The following is a 16,129-nucleotide window of genomic DNA, read 5'->3' on the forward strand; positions in this document are numbered from 1 at the left end:
TCTCCAAATCGCGACAGGCGGATCGCCTATCGTCGATCTTTAGGCTAGCCTCGGCTTGGTGCGATATCATTACGCTGCGTACAACTGTCATAGGCTTGGGGAACGAAGCTGTCTTCCCCTATGTCGCTTCGAGCCTGTGTCAGGAACTCGCAAAGCGGTGGAAGCATGTTGGACCTTAGCTGGTATGCGCTCAACGTCTCAGCCAAGTAACGCATGTCCTTTTCGGCATTACCGAGGCTGAACTGCAATTTCGTGCACTCTCCTTGTAACACCCATTCCATGACGGGGGCCAACATGGCGCTGTTGGCCCCGCCCTGGGAGCAGATTTCCAGGAGCTTGTCCTGGGGGACATTCATCCCGGCCGCCATGGTGGCGGCTTCGCTAACCAGCGCTGCGGCACCCAGCGATAGAAAATTATTGATCAATTTCAGCTTGTGCGCCGAACCGACCTTGCCAATGGGAAAGATGTTCTCGGCGAAACTCTCGATGACCGGCGTGATGCGAGCAACCGTCGCGGCATCGCCACCCAGCATGGCATTGAGCCGGCCTTCCCGAGCCTCCCGGGGTGTGCGGGCTAACGGAGCATCAACCAGGACCGCCCCCTGTTGCGACACGGTTTCAGCAAGGCGCTCTGTCGATTCGGGATGAACGGTCGAGCAATCGACGATAATCAATCCTTCATGGCCACCTGCCAGTAAGCCTTTGGCGCCGGCCACGATCTCGCTGACTTGTTCGGATGTCTTGACGCAAATGAAGACGATATCGCTATTTCTTGCCATCTCGGCGGCGCTGCTGACTTCTGTCGCGCCTTCAGCGCACAGTGCTTCCAACGGTGACCGGTTTCGATGGGCCATCACGGCCAGTGGATAGCCGTTACGCACTATGTGCCCGGCCATCTCCTTACCCATCAGACCGAGCCCGATAAATCCTATACGTTCCTGTTTCATAGTCGCCTCTGAACGGTTGCTCCATCACGTCTCGAAAAAGAGCCAATATGCCTGTATCCAAGCCGGCTCGGCCGGTATCAAAGTGCCGGGGGAAATGGGACGCCCAGACGCTCTGACCAATCGGAAAGCGCTTCGGGCACTCCTTCCGGCAATGGCACACCCTGTTGCGAGTAGGTCTGGTGCAATGCGAGTCCGCGCTCCCCGGGTATCCTTACCGGAGGACTGCCTTCGGGAACGGGGTTGGTGCGACACGCATCGACCAGTGCGCCGGTTTCGCGCTTGAAGGCTTCGAGCCCACCAAAGGCTTCCGGATCCATCACCTGCACCATGACGGAGGCACCCCATTGCGTGGGAGCCTGTACACGCCCGAAGCCTGCCAGGCCAGACGTCAAGGCTTCCACCATGAGTCCCAGTGCATAGCCCTTATGACCATGGTCCAGCCCACCGATGGGCATGATGCTGCCCTTCGGCTCATCGAACAGCACGCTAGGTCGATCGGTCGCTCGGCCCTGATGATCCTTGAGCCATGGATAAGGCAGTCGGCTGTTCTGCTTGTTCAGACGCCCGACCATGCCATTGGTGGTAATTGATGTGCTGACATCTAACAGCACGGGCCCCGAATCAGTGGGATAGCCCACCGCGATGGGGTTGGGGGTATGGGTCGCTTCTAAACCGCCATAGGGAGCAACGGACTTCGTCGCCGGATCGGATGACTCGATTACTACCACTAGGTCGCGATCGGTGGCTCGCTTGAGGTAGGCGGCCAGACAGGCGATATGGTTCGAGCGGCGAATCACCACCGTACCGGTACCGCAGGACCGCGCCATAGCTTCGGCGGTTTCCATGGCTTGGATGATCAGCCAGGGGCCGGGCAGGTAACGACCATCCCAGGCTTCCACGGCAGCACGCTTGGAGATGACCTCTTGCCCTCCGGTCACGGGCATTCGGCCTGACTGAATTTCCCCAAGATAGGGTGAGAGAAGCTGGAGACCATGGGTGGTATGCCCCATCAGGTCGCCTTCGACCAGTATCTCGGCTACTGCCTTGGCCTTGTCGTCGTCGAGTCCGGCAGCCGCCAGTAACCTGGTGCTGAACCCGGTCATCTCCCTAACGTCGTAAAGCTGGCTCATTGATTGTTCTCCTTGATATTTGTTCTTGAAGACGATTGGCCTATGTGAAGTTCTCGCCTCATGACAACTCGACTACAGGGCCCGAGAACACAGTCTTATTCTGCGTTAGGAAGGCCAATAGCCTAAGGCACGGGCGCAGCCCTAGTGAGAGGCTGGGTTCCTTGGTGTGATGGTATAGCTGTCATACCACAACATTACATGTTTATACGAGCCCTCCTGGTCCGTCAAGACGCAATGAGGAGCTCGGCCTGCCTTGACGCTTCATCCGGCTCGATGGGCGTTTAGCCGGCTCGGTCGTTGTGTCGCCTGAGCTGGCGTATCAGGGCGCTATGGTCCAGTTCACCATCTCCCTGGGCGACGAGCTCCTCGTAAAGTGCATTGACCAACGACGACACTGGCAATTCGAGCCCCAGCTCTTGAGCCAACGCCATGGCTGTCTGGGTGTCTTTCAATTGCCATTTCGCCGGTCCTCCCGGTGCGAGTCTTCCTTTATGCGCTGTCCGTGGATGCGCAGAATGGTCGAGTTGGCAAAGCCTCCCGTCAGCGCCTCGAGCATTCGCTCGGGATCGGCGCCGCCGCGTTCCGCCAGTCAGGCGCTCCACCCACTGACGCAGCGGCGAGCGGCCGGGCAACCCCAATTCATATCGGAATTCCTGATAAAGGCAGTCGTTTGTGGAATAGGCCTCAGCTTCATCAGAACTTCTTTCCACCATATTGCTTGTATGTGCACCATACTTCAGGATATGGCGAACTCCTCTTACGGTGTCACGCCCGTGAATGCAAAGCCTGCCAAGGTCCCCCGCCGTCCCAGTGTTGCCGAATTCCTTGCCGAGGCCATCTTCTCCGGCAACTACCAGCCCGGCGATTTCGTCCCTCGGGAAATCGATCTATGCGAACAGTTCGCCATTAACCGCTCGGCGGTACGCAGCGATCTTCGACGCCTCGTGGATGTCGGGATCATCGAGCGCATCTCGGGCCATGGCTCCAAGGTCCGGGAGTACGAGGCGTGGAATATCCTCGATCCCGTGGTGACCGGCTGGATCACCCGCTACGCTTCGCCAAATCCCCGTATCCATCGGGAGATCCTCGCCTTTCGCCTGGATGTCGAGCCCTATGTCGCCATGACAGCCGCTCGTCGCGCCAAGGCGCGTGATCTCGTGGCCATCGAGGAGGCCTTCGAGGGAATGGGCAAGAATCTCTACGATGCGACCTGTGCCGAGGAGCGTCGACTGCACAGCGATTACGACGTCGCCTTCCACGTCGCCATCTTCAAAGCGACCCACAACATCGTCTGGTCGCAGCTGTCGCATATTCTGCGGCCCTCCATCTACCTCTTGGTGTCGGAATCCAACATCAGTGCCACGGATCCCGAGGAGAGCCTCGAGCGTCATCGCCAGGTGATGGAACATATCCGCGCCCGCAACCCGCGCCAAGCCTTCCTGGCCGCCCAGGCAGTGCTGGAAGGCACGGCCCAGGCCTTGGGCATCGAGACCGGCGACAGCCTGCTGGGCAAGGAGCGGGAACTGCTGTGAGGGTGTCCGGAATCCGAAACGTTAGAGTGGGAGGCCGTTACGCCGCCTGAGCTCACGGATCAGGGCGCTGTGGTCGAGATCCCCGTCGCCATGATCCACCAGCTCCTCGAAAAGCCGATTGACCAGCGATGACACTGGCAGTTCGAGGGAGAGTTCCGCTGCCAGGGAGTCGGCGGTCCGGGTATCCTTGAGTTGCCATCTCGCAGGGCCGCCGGGGCGGAAATCGCCCTCGATCATGCGCTGGCCGTGCTGCCTGAGGATGGTCGAATCGGCGAAGCCGCCCAGCAGGGCCTGACGGACCCTTGCGGGGTCGGCCCCGCCGCGTTCGGCCAGCAGCAGGGCCTCGGCGACGGTGGCGATGGTATTGGCGACGATCATCTGGTTGGCGAGTTTGGCGAGCTCCCCGCACCCCGCCGGGCCGACATGCACGGGGCTTCCCAGGCACTCGAACACCGGCCTGGCATCGTCGAAGGTGGCTGGCTCGCCACCCACCATGATCGCCAGGGTGCCCTCGATGGCGCCCTTCTCCCCGCCGGACACCGGGGCATCCAGATAGCGGATGCGCTTCTCCTCGCAGGCCCGGGCATGCCCCTGTGCCGTCCCCACGGGAATGGAGCTCATGACCACCAGGGTGCTGTCCGGTCTCATCGCGGTCAGGATGCCTTCCTGCCCGAGAATGATTTTATCGCACACCGGTCCCGAACTCAGCATCACAATGACGATGTCGGCACTACCCGCCGCTTCGCCGGGCGTACTCGAGGTCACCACCCCTTTGTCGGTGAGGGCTCGGCTCTTGTCCGGCGAACGGTTCCAGGCGCGGACCTCATGCCCCGCCTCGGCGAGCCGTTCCGCCATGGGGGCTCCCATGATACCCGTGCCGATAAAACCGATATTCCGGGAAGCGTTCATTGTTGCTCCTTTAGAGTGGCGACGTCTGTTTCCAGACTCGAGCCACTTTTCGTGTGAACGAAAGGCCCCGCCAAGCATTCATGCCAGTGGCCGACTTCAGAAAAGAGGGCAGCGACAAGGTCATGTCCGGATCGCAGATGGCAACTGAAGGGTTCATGTGTGGAGAGATAAAGTCCAGCTTGCGCTTGTCTCCCAGGGTGATCATGGCGCCGCGGTTAACTTTCCTACCGGTGCCTGCGGTGGTGGGAACTGCCACCAAGGGCACGCTGGCCGCGGTGATTCTCCCGGCCCCGCCCTCGATCACGGCATCCAGGCGCAGGGGGGCTTCGTGTGTCGCCAGCAGGGAGACACCCTTGGCAAGGTCGATGCGGGACATTATTGTTCTCAGCGGCTTGTGGGCGGATAGGGGGTTTCGAAGACGGGTGTCTGGGGCCCCTTTCCAGCGAACCATGACCTCAGGTTGTCGACCACGAGCTGGCCCATGGCGTCGCGGGTATGGACGGAACCCGAGCCGACGTGGGGCAGAAGGACCACGTGTTCCATGTCGACCAGCGCCTGCGGGACCTTCGGCTCGTCCTCGAATACATCGAGACCCGCTGTCAGGATGGTTTCGCTCTGGAGTGCCGTGATCAAGGCCTGCTCGTCAACGACACTGCCGCGGGCGATGTTGATCAGCACTCCCCGGGATCCCAGGGCTTCAAGAACAGCTGCATCGATCAGGTGCTGCGTACCCAGTCCACCGGGGGTCGTGACGACAAGGACATCTGCATCCCGGGCCATCTCAGTGAGGGAGGGGTAATGAGGGTAGGCCACATCCTGCTTGGGTGTGCGGCTGTGATAGATGACATCGACGCCGAAGGCCTCCAGCCTCCGGGCGATGGCGTGTCCGATGCGGCCCAGCCCCACCATGCCGATGGTTCGCTCACGCAGGCTGGGGGTCAGGGGGAAGGCCCCTTTTAGCCACTTGCCTTCGCGCACGAAACGGTCGGCCTGAGGGAACTGCCGCAGGGTAGCGATCAGCAGCCCGACGGCTGCATCGGCGACCTCGTCGGTCAGGACATCGGGCGTATTGGTGACGATGACACCTTTTTTCCCGGCGTAGGCGGCATCTACATGATCGTAGCCGACACCGAAGCAGGAGACGATCTCCAGCGCAGGCAGTCGGTCCAGCAGAGCGGCGTCGATGGCGCGATGGCCACCAGCGGCCAGTCCACGGATGCGCGGCGCCACCTCGTCCAGGTAAGCCTCGGGATCGGCTTGCTTCCATAGACGGTGGACCCTGAAGCTCTCCTCGAGCTGATCGATGATCATCTCTCGCATGGGGACGGGAACCAGGATTTCGATGTCTTTCACGATGACTTCTCTCTATGTTTGTCGATTGTTGATCAATCATGAACCTTAGTCATGATGTCATTTTGTTCGTAGTGAAGCTTCTGCTCTTCCGGAGAGGGCACGCAGTACATTGTTGAAGGCTTGCAGCATGATCAATGCACCACCAATCACCATCGCCATTCGTGGCCAGTACAGATTGAAGGATCCGCTGGGAGTGAGATCGCCGATGCCCAGCATAGCGAGTCGGTAGCCGGAGAAGATGAGTAGGTAAGAAAAGTAGATAGCCAGGATGTTGATGGCGGCAAAAATGATGGTTTGAAGGGACTTTGGAAAGGCGTTGGCAAAGGTGTCGACACGGATATGCTGCCAAGAACGTATGTAGGAACTGCAAGCGAAGAGGACCAGATAGGCAAGGGCATAGCTCGTGACCTCTTCCACCCAAGCAAGGGGTGATTGAATCATGTACCGCATCACCACCTGCAACATCAGTAGTATGAAAATGAGGGCGGATAGGAAGATGAGGATGAATCGAGCCGCCGTGTCGATATATCCGCAGAGTATGTCGAATCTTTGGGTAACGAACCTAAAGGCATGGAGGAATGTCATTGGAATTTCTCTCAAAGTCCGCCAAGACCCAACCATCTGGGCAAGGTTTCACTGATGGCCGGGAAGAGGATGACCGTTGTCGTGATTGCGATCTCTAGGATAATGAAGGGCCAGATATAGCGCACGATGGACGTCACCGACATTTTTCCGACCAAGGCCGTCATCAGCAAGGTGCCTCCGACAGGAGGGGTAAGATGGCCGATACCCAGAGCCATGACAATGATCATTGCGGTATGAATGGAGCTGAAGCCGGCCTGGGTGGTAAATATTGGTATTACGATGGCACCGAAAAGCAGGACAGCGGTGGTGCGGTCGATGAAGAGGCCGACAATGAAGAGCATTGCAAGTATAAGAAGCGAAATGAGAAATGGATCAGTCGTCAGATTCAGTAGGGCGGAGGAAATCTCTACTGGCACATGACGGGCGGCCATGACATAGGATAATGAAAAAGCAGCACCTATAAGCACCATCACCGCTCCGGTGGTGAGGGCCGTTTCCAGAAAGATCTTGGGCAGGTCGCTCAACTTGATACTGCGATAGATCACCACCGTGATGAACATGGCATAGGCGGCCGCCACTGCACCCGCTTCGGTTGGGGAGAAGAATCCACTGAAGATGCCACCAACCACCACGACGGGAAGCACGAGGGGGCCCGAAGCGTGTTTCAGGGCTGTCAGTACATCTCTAAACGAAGCTCTTTGATAGGAGGGCACCCCGAGTTTTCGTATCAGAAAATATGTCAGTGTCATGTAACATATGGCGATCAATAATGCCACGCTGAGTCCGGCAGCGAAGAGCGCGCCAATGGAAACCCCGAACGTCGACCCATAGACGATCAGGACAATACTGGGCGGTATCATGGGTGCCATTGTCCCTGACACTGCAGTGATGGCTCCCGCCAACCCTTCCGGATATCCTTCCTTCTTCATCGCTGGAATGAAGACAGTTCCCATCGCGGCGATGTCGGCATAGGCAGATCCGGAAATTCCTCCGAAGAAGACACTGGAAAGAATGTTTATCTGAGCTAGCCCTCCCTTGAAATGCCCGACCATCGCCTTGGCAAGGCCAATGAGGCGATCAGTTAAGCCGCCCTTGGTCATGATATTGCCGGCTAACAGAAACATGGGAATGGCCAGAAGGGTAAAAGATGTCATTCCACCGTAGAATCTTTGAACCAGTACTATAAGAGCTGAATCGCGCCCTACGTCAACCCAGTGAACCAGGCTAGCAAAAATCATGGCCAGGAAAACGGGGGCACCGAGAAAGATCAGAAAAAATAGGATGCCCAGTAACAGGACGATGACCACGGCAGAATCTCCGATTACCCTGTTGTAACAAGGGACCCAGCATGGATGAAGCTGCTGGGTCTCTTTTAGGTGTTACAACTTTGGGTGGGTTATTGTTGTTGGTAGAAAGTTTCTTCCACTCGGGATACGGTGTCGAGTGTGGCCTGCATGAAATCAGGATCGGCAACTTCTGCAACGAACTCGCGGCCTACGGGCTCTGCCAGCTCACGCCATGCCGCCCGCTCTTCTGAGGTTGGTTCTACTACCGTGTTGCCGGCCTCTATGATGCGATTCAATGCCTCGTTATCTTTGACCAGGGCATGTGCATTCTGGACATCAATGGCGAGTGATGAGGCTTCCTCGACGACTTTCTGATATTCTTCAGGCAAGCTTTCGAAGAAATTGTCACTGACGATATAACTGGTGACATCATACATGTGCGCTGTCAGCGTCACATAGTCCGCGACTTCAAGAAGTCCTGCATTCCAGGCCGAGTTTAGCCCACCTTCGGTGGCATCGATGAGACCAGTTTGAAGGCCTGTGTAGCGTTCTGCTGCCGGAAGAGCGACGACTGAAGGAGCACCGAGTTCGGTCCATACCGCTTGATGCATGGGAGCCTGCATGGTGCGGATCTTGATGCCTTCGGAATCAAGATCGGAAGGAACCCGGATAGGGCCGCGGGTGGTGTAGAGATGGCGCACCGAATTTTCTGCCGCACCGAGGAAACGCAGTTGACCGTTGGTATCGGTTTGTATCTGGTCATTGACGAGGCCAATATATTCCCGATCTTGGAATACTTTCCAAGCGATATGGCGGCCGGCGAAGAGGAAGGGCAGGTTCCAAACCTGTGCAGCGGGGAATGCGCCAGCAAGCCCGCCTGCATTAGGGGTCATGAACTGAAGTTCACCAAGGCGCAACTGATCCAGGACCTCCCTTTCATCACCACCCAGGCCACCGACGGTGGTGATATTGATTTCCATGTCACCATCGGTGGCTACTTCGATGTAATTCTTGAAAGCTTCGGCAGCAGGAAGTTGAAAGTCTACGTTTGAGTCAAAGTAGGCAAAGGTGGCTGAATATGTTTGAGCGACTGCCGATCCTGCACTCGCCAGGGTGAGTCCCAGAATACAGGAACCGCTGATTGCTGTTTTAACAAGAGCCTTCTTCATTGCATCGTCTCCATATTTTTGTGGCTTGATGCAGGATTTAGCGGAGTATTGGGAGAAGCAGCCTATTGTTTTTGGATTGTCCCAGCTTCTCTATCACCCTCGCGTAGATAATGTAGAACAATTGCATTTCATGTTCTACATAGACTTTCGTATGTGGTTTGTTTTCCTTGCCATCTCTGTTGAATTGCCGATATGAATGAGGGCCTCATTGCAAGGCTACGGGGCTCCTCATTCGGCTGGTTCCAGAGAGGTATCGTTGAGCTCCGCAATCACATCGGAAATCATAGGTATATAATCTTCACCACGACCCGTGTTGACCGCCAGAGCATAGGAATTCTTCACTGCATTCGAAAGGGGGTTGGCAATGCCGGCTTGAGTCGCCATGGCATCGAGATAGCGCATGTCCTTCAAGCCATTGCGCAATGTGAACTTGTGGGCATCGCGGTCGCGCTCAAGTACATACTGCATGTAGGTCTGGTAGAATTGGCAATCCATCCGACTGCCACGAATGACACTATCGAAACGCGCAGGTTCTATTCCGACCTTCTCGGCCAGCGTCAGGGCCTCGGCATAGAGGGCACCGTATCCGAGGGAGATGAAGTTGTTGATAAGCTTCATCTTGTGCCCGTCGCCGATAGTGCCTATATGGACGATCCGACCCGCCCAGGTTTCCAGTACCGGCTTGATCCGCGCGAATGTCTGTTCATCGCATCCAACCATCGTATCGAGCTTGCCTTCCCAGGCTTCCTTCGGTGAGCGTCCCAGTGGAGCATCGACGAGAGTGACGCCGACTGCCTCGAGTTCGTCTGCCAGAGCCAGGGTGGAGTTCGGGTCAGAGGTGGAAGTATCGATGACGATCGATCCGGGCTTCAGGCTTTCCTTGAGCCCATTCTCGCCGCGAATGATTGCCTCGACTTCTTTCGACCCCGTCACGCAAAGAAAAACGATCTCTGAATCGGCAGCCACTTCCTTTACGGTTTCGACCTCTGTCGCGCCACGGCTGATCATGTCTTCCACAGGAGCACGATTCCTGTGCGCCATGACCGTCAGGGAAAAACCCTTTTCGACAATATTCTTCGCGATACCGTGTCCCATGAAACCCAGGCCAATGAAGCCAACTTTATTGATTGCGTTCGACATGATTTGTCCTTTTCCTGGTTCCTGAAGCAAGACTTCATGTACCTCGGGGCATGATGAAGGGCCAGGCATTTCGTCGCTCGGCAGCCTCCTTTCCTTTTCTGCAGGGAAGTTGAAGGATCCCGGGTTGCCTTTACCTGACATCGACATGCAAAAAAGTACGCTTGATCAATAAGTCAGCGACAACAGGGCGAGTCCTGTTGTCGCTGACTTTCGCTGTCACGCCTCGCGCTTGCCATCGACCAGGCGGCTCACGCCGAGCGGGTTGCTTTCCTTGAGCGCCTCGGGCAGCAAGTCCGCCGGCAGCGCCTGGTAGCACACCGGGCGCAGAAAGCGGTGGATCGCCGCGCTGCCCACCGAGGTGGTGCGGCTGTCTGAGGTCGCCGGGTAGGGCCCGCCGTGGACCATGGCGTGGCAGACTTCCACGCCGGTGGGCCAGCCGTTGGCGAGAATGCGACCCGCCTTGCGCTCAAGAATCGGCAGCAGCTGCTTGGCCGTTCCGAGATCACCATCGTCCAGCTGCAGGGTAGCGGTCAGCTGGCCCTCCAGTTGCGCGGCGATACGCTTCATCTCGTCAGGGTCGGTACATTCGACCACCAGCGAGCAGGCGCCAAAGACCTCTTCGCGCTGCAGGGCCTCGTCGGCCATGAAGTCGGCCGCCGCGACGGCGAACAGGGCCGGCTGGCACTGGTGGGGGTCGGCACCCTTCTCGCCGCGGGCGACTTCACGGACCTTGGCGTGACTCGACAAGCGCTCGACACCCTCCTGGTAGGCCTGATGGGTGTCGGGGGTGAGCATGGTCTGGGCAGCGCTACCCTCGACTACCTTGCCGGCGACATCGAGGAAGCCGTCGAGGTCGGTGCCCTTCACGCCGATCACCAGGCCGGGGTTGGTACAGAACTGGCCGGCGCCCATGGTCAGCGAGCCGACGAAGCCCTCAGCGATGGCCTGACCGCGTGCCTTGAGCGCTTCGGGCAGCAAGAACACCGGGTTGATGCTGCTCATCTCGGCGTAGACCGGAATCGGCTGAGGACGATTCTGGGCGATCGACAGCAGGGCAGTGCCGCCACTGCGCGAGCCGGTGAAGCCCACCGCCTGGATACGCGGATCGGCGACCAGCGCCGCGCCCACCTCACGGCCGGAGCCGAACAGCAGCGAGAACACGCCCTCGGGCAGGCCGCAGGTCTCGACCGACTTCTGCAGGGCGCGGCCCACCAGCTCGGAGGTGCCGGGATGCGCCGAATGGGCCTTGACCACCACCGGGCAGCCGGCGGCCAGGGCCGAGGCGGTGTCGCCACCGGCCACGGAGAAGGCCAGCGGGAAGTTGCTGGGTCCGAACACGACCACCGGGCCCAGCGCGATATGGCGCTGGCGCAGGTCGACTCGCGGCATCGGCTCGCGCTCGGGCAGCGCCGGGTCGACGCGCACGTCGAGCCATTCACCGGCTCGCACCACGCCGGCGAAAAGGCGCAATTGGCCGCAGGTGCGACCGCGCTCGCCTTCCAGCCGTGCCCGGGGGAGGCCGGACTCGGCCATGGCGCGCTCGATCAGCGCATCGCCGATGGCCTCGATTTCGGAGGCGATGGTTTCCAAAAAGGTCGCGCGTTCCTCGAGCGAGGTCTCGCGGTAGGTGTCGAACGCCGCCTCGGCGAGCGCGCAGGCCTTTTCGACGTCGGCCTTGCTGCCACCCATATAGGTCGGTTCCAGTCTCTCGTCGGTGGCCGGGTTGATGGCGTGGATCTCGGTCTGCTGGCCGCTGACGGCTTGCTGGCCGATGAGTAGTTTACCTTCCAGAGTCATAAGGACCTCCTGCTGATATTAAAGTTATAGAGCTTAGAGCGATTGGATGTCGATGGCTGGGGTCGCCGCTACCAAGCGTAGCGGGTTACGCAAGGGTCGACCGAACTCGCTGATACGGATCTCAAAGCGATCGCCTTCGCGAGTTTCGATGCCATCGGCGAAGCTCAGCGTCGCGGTGCCGAAGAAGTGCACGTGAACGTCGCCGGGGCGGCGGAAACCCGGGTATTTGAAGTGATGATGTTCCAGGTTCGCCAGGCTATGGGCCATGTTGGCCTCTCCCGTCAGGAAGGGCTTCTCCCATAGCGTCTGACCGTCGCGTACGATGCGGCTGGTCCCCTCGAGATGTGCCGGCAGTTCGCCGATCAGCAACTCGGGACCGAAGCTGCAAGCGCGCAACTTGGAATGGGCCAGCCAGAGATAGTTGAAGCGCTCGGTAACATGATCGGAAAATTCGTTGCCGAGAGCGTAACCAACTCGCCAGGGTGAACCGTCGTCGCCAATCACATACAGACCGGCCAGTTCGGGCTCCTCGCCGGCATCCTCGGCGAACGCCGGGGAGGGCAGCTCGGCCTCGGGCGCCACGACACATTGGCCATCGCCCTTGTAGAACCACTCCGGTTGGGCACCTTGCTCGCCAGCGGCGGGCTTGCCGCCCTCGACACCCAGCTTGAACATGCGCATGGAGTCGGTCAGCTCCTCCTCGCTGACTTGCGCCTGTTGTTGAGACTGGGCATGCATCGCCGAGCGGGTGTCGGCGCTGCCCAGGTGGGTCAGGCCGGTGCCCGTCACCAGGCAGTGGGCCGGGTCGGGATGCGTCAGCGGGGGCAGCAAGCGCTTATCGTCGACCAGCGCTTGGTAATCGAGTCGCGTGTCGGTCAGTGCCGCCTCGATGGTGTCACTGAGTGGCTTTCCGGTGTGGATCGCGCGCTTGGCCAGAGTGTAGGTATCGCACTCGAGCAGCCTGACTTGCTGGTCGCTTTCCACCCGGGCGGCGCGAACCTGGCCCTGGTGTTCACACTGAATCAAACGCATGGCGGTTTCCTCATGGAGCGAAAGGGGCGGTCATCATAGTGGCCAGATGGCAAGTTGTGGCCACATCAATAGCGCCGCGAGAACACACAGCTGGATGGCCATGAAAGGCAGCACCGACAGGTAGATATCCTTCAGGCTGATATCAGGTGGTGCCACGCTCTTCAGGTAAAAGGCGGCGGGACCGAAGGGCGGTGACAGGAAGGATACCTGCATGTTCACGGCAAAGAGAATGCCGAACCAGATGGGGTCGAAACCTAGCTGAACGACAATGGGTAGGAAGATCGGCAGGGCCAGCATGGCGATACCGATCCAGTCGAGGAACAACCCTAGCACCAGCATGATCGCCATCATCACCAGAATGATCACGATCGGCGCCACCTCCAGCCCCAGGATCATGCCCGAGACGAAACGGTTGCCGCCCATCAGGTTATAGACACCCACCAGTGCTGCCGCGCCGATACCGATCCAGATGATCATGCCGCAGGTGTTCATGGTCTGTCCCAGGCTATGGTGCAGCATGCCTGTGTTGAATTCGCCGCGGACCACCGTGGCAAGGAGTACGCCGAAAACCCCCATTGCCGCGGCCTCGGTCACCGAGGCGATACCCCCGTAGATGGTGCCGAGGACCAGAAAGGCGATCAACCCCGGTAGTACGATGGCCTTGACGGCATCGAGCTTGCTGGCAAAGGGATTGTCCTGGGTGCTCTCGTCCAGGGGCGGGCCCAGGGCGGGGTTCCTGAGGCAACGCACCAACACGTAGGCGATATACGACCCCATGAGGATCACCGCCGGGGTAACGGCGGCAGTGAACAACTCGGCTATCGATACGCTGGCGATCAGCCCGTAGATGATCAGCACGATCGATGGCGGCATCATGGTGCCCAGGGCGCCACCGGCACACACCACCCCGATGGAAAGCCGCTTGTCGTAGCCCAGGCGTAGCATCTGCGGTAATGCCAGAATGCCCAGCAGCACGATCTCCCCGCCGATGATGCCCGAGAGCGCGGCAAGGAAGAACGCCACCACGATGGTCTGGACCGCGACGCCGCCAGGCAAGCGTCCGGCGAAAACGCGCATGGCATTGAACAGGTCCTTGGCGATGCCCGAACGATCGAGTAGCGAGGCCATCAGCACGAACATGGGCACGGCCACCAGCGAATACTCGGTGATGAATCCATAGACACGGCTGGTGACCAGCGGTAGTGCGGTCTCGCCGAACCAGCCGAAGGTGAAGGCCATGGCGACCAGGCCGGTGATGAAGGCCAGCGGCAGGCCGGTCACCAGCAGGGCAAAGATCGCGCCGACCATCAGAATTGTGGCAGTTGAGATATCCATCAGCGCGTCTCCTCGGTCCCGGCATCAGGTTTGGCCCTGATCGATTGCAGCAGGTGCAGCGTAGCCTGAAGGGTCATCAGCACCAGGGCGAAGAGAATCATGCCCTTGACCATGGCGGGGAAAGGGGGATTCCAGGACGTACCCGAGCGCTCCAGTGACCACTCGCCGAGTGGATTGTGGGACGCTCCCCAGAACATGTGGAAGGCGGCATAGCTCATGGCCAGGCAGAAGCCCAGGGTCAGCAGGTCGTTGAAGCGGTCCATCCAGCACTTCAGACGCGGGCCGGCGCTGTCGTAGAGCACCTTGACGCGAATATGACTGTTGCGAGCCATCGCCGCGGGCCCGCCAAGGGCGAAGATGACCGCGATCAGGAACACCACGGTCTCGTGTACCCAGGACGTGGGGTTGTTGAAACCGTAGCGCATGAACACTTCGACCACGCTGATGCCCATGGCCACGAGCACCAGCCAGGAGACGGCACGGCCGCCACGGGCGATCATGCGGTCGAAGGCGTTGCGTTCGGGGGAGACCTCTTCAACCTTTTCGAGGATGTCAGAAAGGTCTTGGGTGTCAGGAGACAGGTCTTGATTGTCAGGCGTTTTTTGAGACATGGCGCGCCTCTACGCGCATCGCTCGAGGAGAGTGCCTCGAGCGATGCGCCGGTTAGGTTAATAGAACCGACTCAGAGAAGGTTGCGCGAGCGCAGGAAAGCGGTGGCCGAGTCGTAGATCTTCTGAGTCATCTCGTTCTCGCCGGCCCATTCCTGCCACTCTTGCTCTGCCGCGGTGCGAAACTTCTTGCGCTCCTCGGCGGGGAGGTCGAAAGGATGGACATCCGGATTTTCCTGGAGCCGTTGCAGGGTCTCGATATCCTGCTGCTTGAGACGGGCGATCAGGTCATAGGCCATGCCATCGAAGGCCGTTTTCAGCGTGGTCTGCAGCTCCTCGGGCAGACCATCCCAGATCTCCTTGTTGATCGATACCGCGATCATCGGCATGGAGTGGAAGCCCGGATACAAAGGGTAGGGGGCGAAGGCGTGCAGGCCCATGGCGTCGTTGTTCGACAGTACCGTTGAGTCGGCGGCATCGATCACCCCCTTCTCAAGACCGGTGTAGACCTCCGAGCCGGGGAGGTTGACCGGCGTGGCGCCGATGCGCTCGAAGATGTTGTAGACCATGCCCTGGGGAGCACGAATCTTGAGGCCCTCGAAGTCCTCGAGTGACTCGATGGGCACGGTGGAGGGTACCGACTCCAGCGGGAAGGTCGCCGCACTGATCAGGTGGGCGCCGTAGGGCTCGACCAGTTCGTTGTAGAGCTCCTCCCCGCCGCCGTACTTCATGTACTCGAGGAAATCATAGGGGTTCTGCCAGGCGCCAACGAGGTTGCCGAGCATGCCGAAGGCAGGATCCTGGCCGGAGAAATAGCTGGGATCGGTCATGTGCCCTTGCAGAATACCTGAGCTGACGGCCGTGAGCGTTTCGGTAGGCCCGACGATGGCATTGATGGGCATGACCTCGATCTCGACACGCCCGTCGGTCATCGTGGTGATCTTCTCGGCCCATTCTTCCTTGATCTTGAAGCTGGGTTCGCCCGACGTTTCAGACGCCTGGAACTTCCATTCGTATTCGGCCGCCTGGGCCGTGGAAAGGCCCATCAGCATCAGTGCTGAACCGGCGACCATGAGGCGACATGTTGATTTTTGCATCTGTCTCTCCATCGAGAATTCACTCGTTGTTGTGGTTGTGTCGTTCGGGCACCCGTATGGGAATGCCCTTATTGGCGAGCCTCTATGTTGAACATAACACATAAATGTTCAACATAGACTTTGGTCGGACTTGCTACCAAAGCTGCGCTTCCAAATTGGCACGCTGGCGCTGGCCAGACGAGGGAAACATGTGATTGACACAGCGTGTC

General features: G+C 59.1%; 16 protein-coding genes. 1 reads left to right on the plus strand and 15 read right to left on the minus strand.

Annotated features, from left to right (window positions below):
• Nucleotides 1–44: 44 nt before the first annotated feature.
• From KG088_RS01805 to KG088_RS19475, 3 genes are all read right to left on the minus strand, one after another.
• The gene (locus KG088_RS01805) at nucleotides 45–947 is read right to left on the minus strand and encodes an NAD(P)-dependent oxidoreductase (RefSeq protein WP_213823765.1); all 903 of its coding nucleotides are present in this window, start codon (nucleotides 945–947) and stop codon (nucleotides 45–47) included.
• A gap of 77 nt (nucleotides 948–1,024) precedes the next feature.
• The gene (locus tag KG088_RS01810; protein WP_213823766.1) at nucleotides 1,025–2,077 is read right to left on the minus strand and encodes an Ldh family oxidoreductase; all 1,053 of its coding nucleotides are present in this window, start codon (nucleotides 2,075–2,077) and stop codon (nucleotides 1,025–1,027) included.
• 281 nt (nucleotides 2,078–2,358) lie between these two features.
• Nucleotides 2,359–2,529 carry an NAD-binding protein gene (locus KG088_RS19475; RefSeq protein WP_250147995.1) on the minus strand — a complete coding sequence of 57 codons (171 nt, stop codon included), beginning with the start codon at nucleotides 2,527–2,529 and terminating at the stop codon, nucleotides 2,359–2,361.
• 291 nt (nucleotides 2,530–2,820) lie between these two features.
• Here KG088_RS19475 and KG088_RS01820 point away from each other — a divergent pair, with 291 nt between their 5' ends.
• Nucleotides 2,821–3,609, plus strand: coding sequence for a FadR/GntR family transcriptional regulator (locus KG088_RS01820; RefSeq protein WP_213823767.1), 789 nt, complete (start codon nucleotides 2,821–2,823; stop codon nucleotides 3,607–3,609).
• Between the two features lie 21 nt (nucleotides 3,610–3,630).
• Here the strand turns inward: KG088_RS01820 and KG088_RS01825 are convergent, their stop codons facing one another.
• From KG088_RS01825 to KG088_RS01880, 12 genes are all read right to left on the minus strand, one after another.
• Complete coding sequence (locus KG088_RS01825) at nucleotides 3,631–4,518, minus strand: NAD(P)-dependent oxidoreductase (protein WP_250147996.1); 888 nt, start codon at nucleotides 4,516–4,518, stop codon at nucleotides 3,631–3,633.
• A gap of 10 nt (nucleotides 4,519–4,528) precedes the next feature.
• Nucleotides 4,529–4,894 carry an iron-containing alcohol dehydrogenase gene (locus KG088_RS01830; RefSeq protein ID WP_250147997.1) on the minus strand — a complete coding sequence of 122 codons (366 nt, stop codon included), beginning with the start codon at nucleotides 4,892–4,894 and terminating at the stop codon, nucleotides 4,529–4,531.
• 8 nt (nucleotides 4,895–4,902) lie between these two features.
• Nucleotides 4,903–5,871, minus strand: coding sequence for a 2-hydroxyacid dehydrogenase (locus KG088_RS01835; protein WP_213823770.1), 969 nt, complete (start codon nucleotides 5,869–5,871; stop codon nucleotides 4,903–4,905).
• Between the two features lie 57 nt (nucleotides 5,872–5,928).
• A complete protein-coding gene (locus tag KG088_RS01840) occupies nucleotides 5,929–6,492 on the minus strand; it encodes a TRAP transporter small permease (RefSeq protein WP_319941367.1) in 564 nt (187 codons plus the stop codon).
• Nucleotides 6,468–7,763 (minus strand): TRAP transporter large permease, encoded by a 1,296-nt coding sequence (locus KG088_RS01845; RefSeq protein WP_213823772.1) that lies wholly within the window; start codon nucleotides 7,761–7,763, stop codon nucleotides 6,468–6,470. The genes KG088_RS01840 and KG088_RS01845 overlap by 25 nt, the downstream gene beginning before the upstream one ends.
• An 89-nt stretch (nucleotides 7,764–7,852) precedes the next feature.
• Nucleotides 7,853–8,911, minus strand: coding sequence for a TRAP transporter substrate-binding protein (locus KG088_RS01850; protein WP_213823773.1), 1,059 nt, complete (start codon nucleotides 8,909–8,911; stop codon nucleotides 7,853–7,855).
• Between the two features lie 228 nt (nucleotides 8,912–9,139).
• Nucleotides 9,140–10,051, minus strand: a complete 912-nt coding sequence (locus KG088_RS01855; protein WP_213823774.1) for an NAD(P)-dependent oxidoreductase — start codon at nucleotides 10,049–10,051, stop codon at nucleotides 9,140–9,142.
• A gap of 216 nt (nucleotides 10,052–10,267) precedes the next feature.
• On the minus strand, nucleotides 10,268–11,848 hold the full coding sequence (locus KG088_RS01860; protein WP_213823775.1) for an aldehyde dehydrogenase (NADP(+)): 1,581 nt from the start codon (nucleotides 11,846–11,848) through the stop codon (nucleotides 10,268–10,270).
• A 33-nt stretch (nucleotides 11,849–11,881) separates the two neighbouring features.
• The gene (gene araD1 / locus KG088_RS01865; RefSeq protein ID WP_213823776.1) at nucleotides 11,882–12,880 is read right to left on the minus strand and encodes an AraD1 family protein; all 999 of its coding nucleotides are present in this window, start codon (nucleotides 12,878–12,880) and stop codon (nucleotides 11,882–11,884) included.
• 33 nt (nucleotides 12,881–12,913) lie between these two features.
• On the minus strand, nucleotides 12,914–14,215 hold the full coding sequence (locus KG088_RS01870) for a TRAP transporter large permease (protein WP_213823777.1): 1,302 nt from the start codon (nucleotides 14,213–14,215) through the stop codon (nucleotides 12,914–12,916).
• On the minus strand, nucleotides 14,215–14,826 hold the full coding sequence (locus KG088_RS01875) for a TRAP transporter small permease subunit (protein WP_213823778.1): 612 nt from the start codon (nucleotides 14,824–14,826) through the stop codon (nucleotides 14,215–14,217). The genes KG088_RS01870 and KG088_RS01875 overlap by 1 nt, the downstream gene beginning before the upstream one ends.
• Nucleotides 14,827–14,897: 71 nt before the next feature.
• Nucleotides 14,898–15,920 carry a TRAP transporter substrate-binding protein gene (locus KG088_RS01880; protein ID WP_213823779.1) on the minus strand — a complete coding sequence of 341 codons (1,023 nt, stop codon included), beginning with the start codon at nucleotides 15,918–15,920 and terminating at the stop codon, nucleotides 14,898–14,900.
• Nucleotides 15,921–16,129: the final 209 nt, after the last annotated feature.

The organism is Halomonas jincaotanensis (assembly GCF_018448785.1).
GTDB classification, from domain to species: Bacteria; Pseudomonadota; Gammaproteobacteria; order Pseudomonadales; family Halomonadaceae; genus Halomonas; species Halomonas jincaotanensis.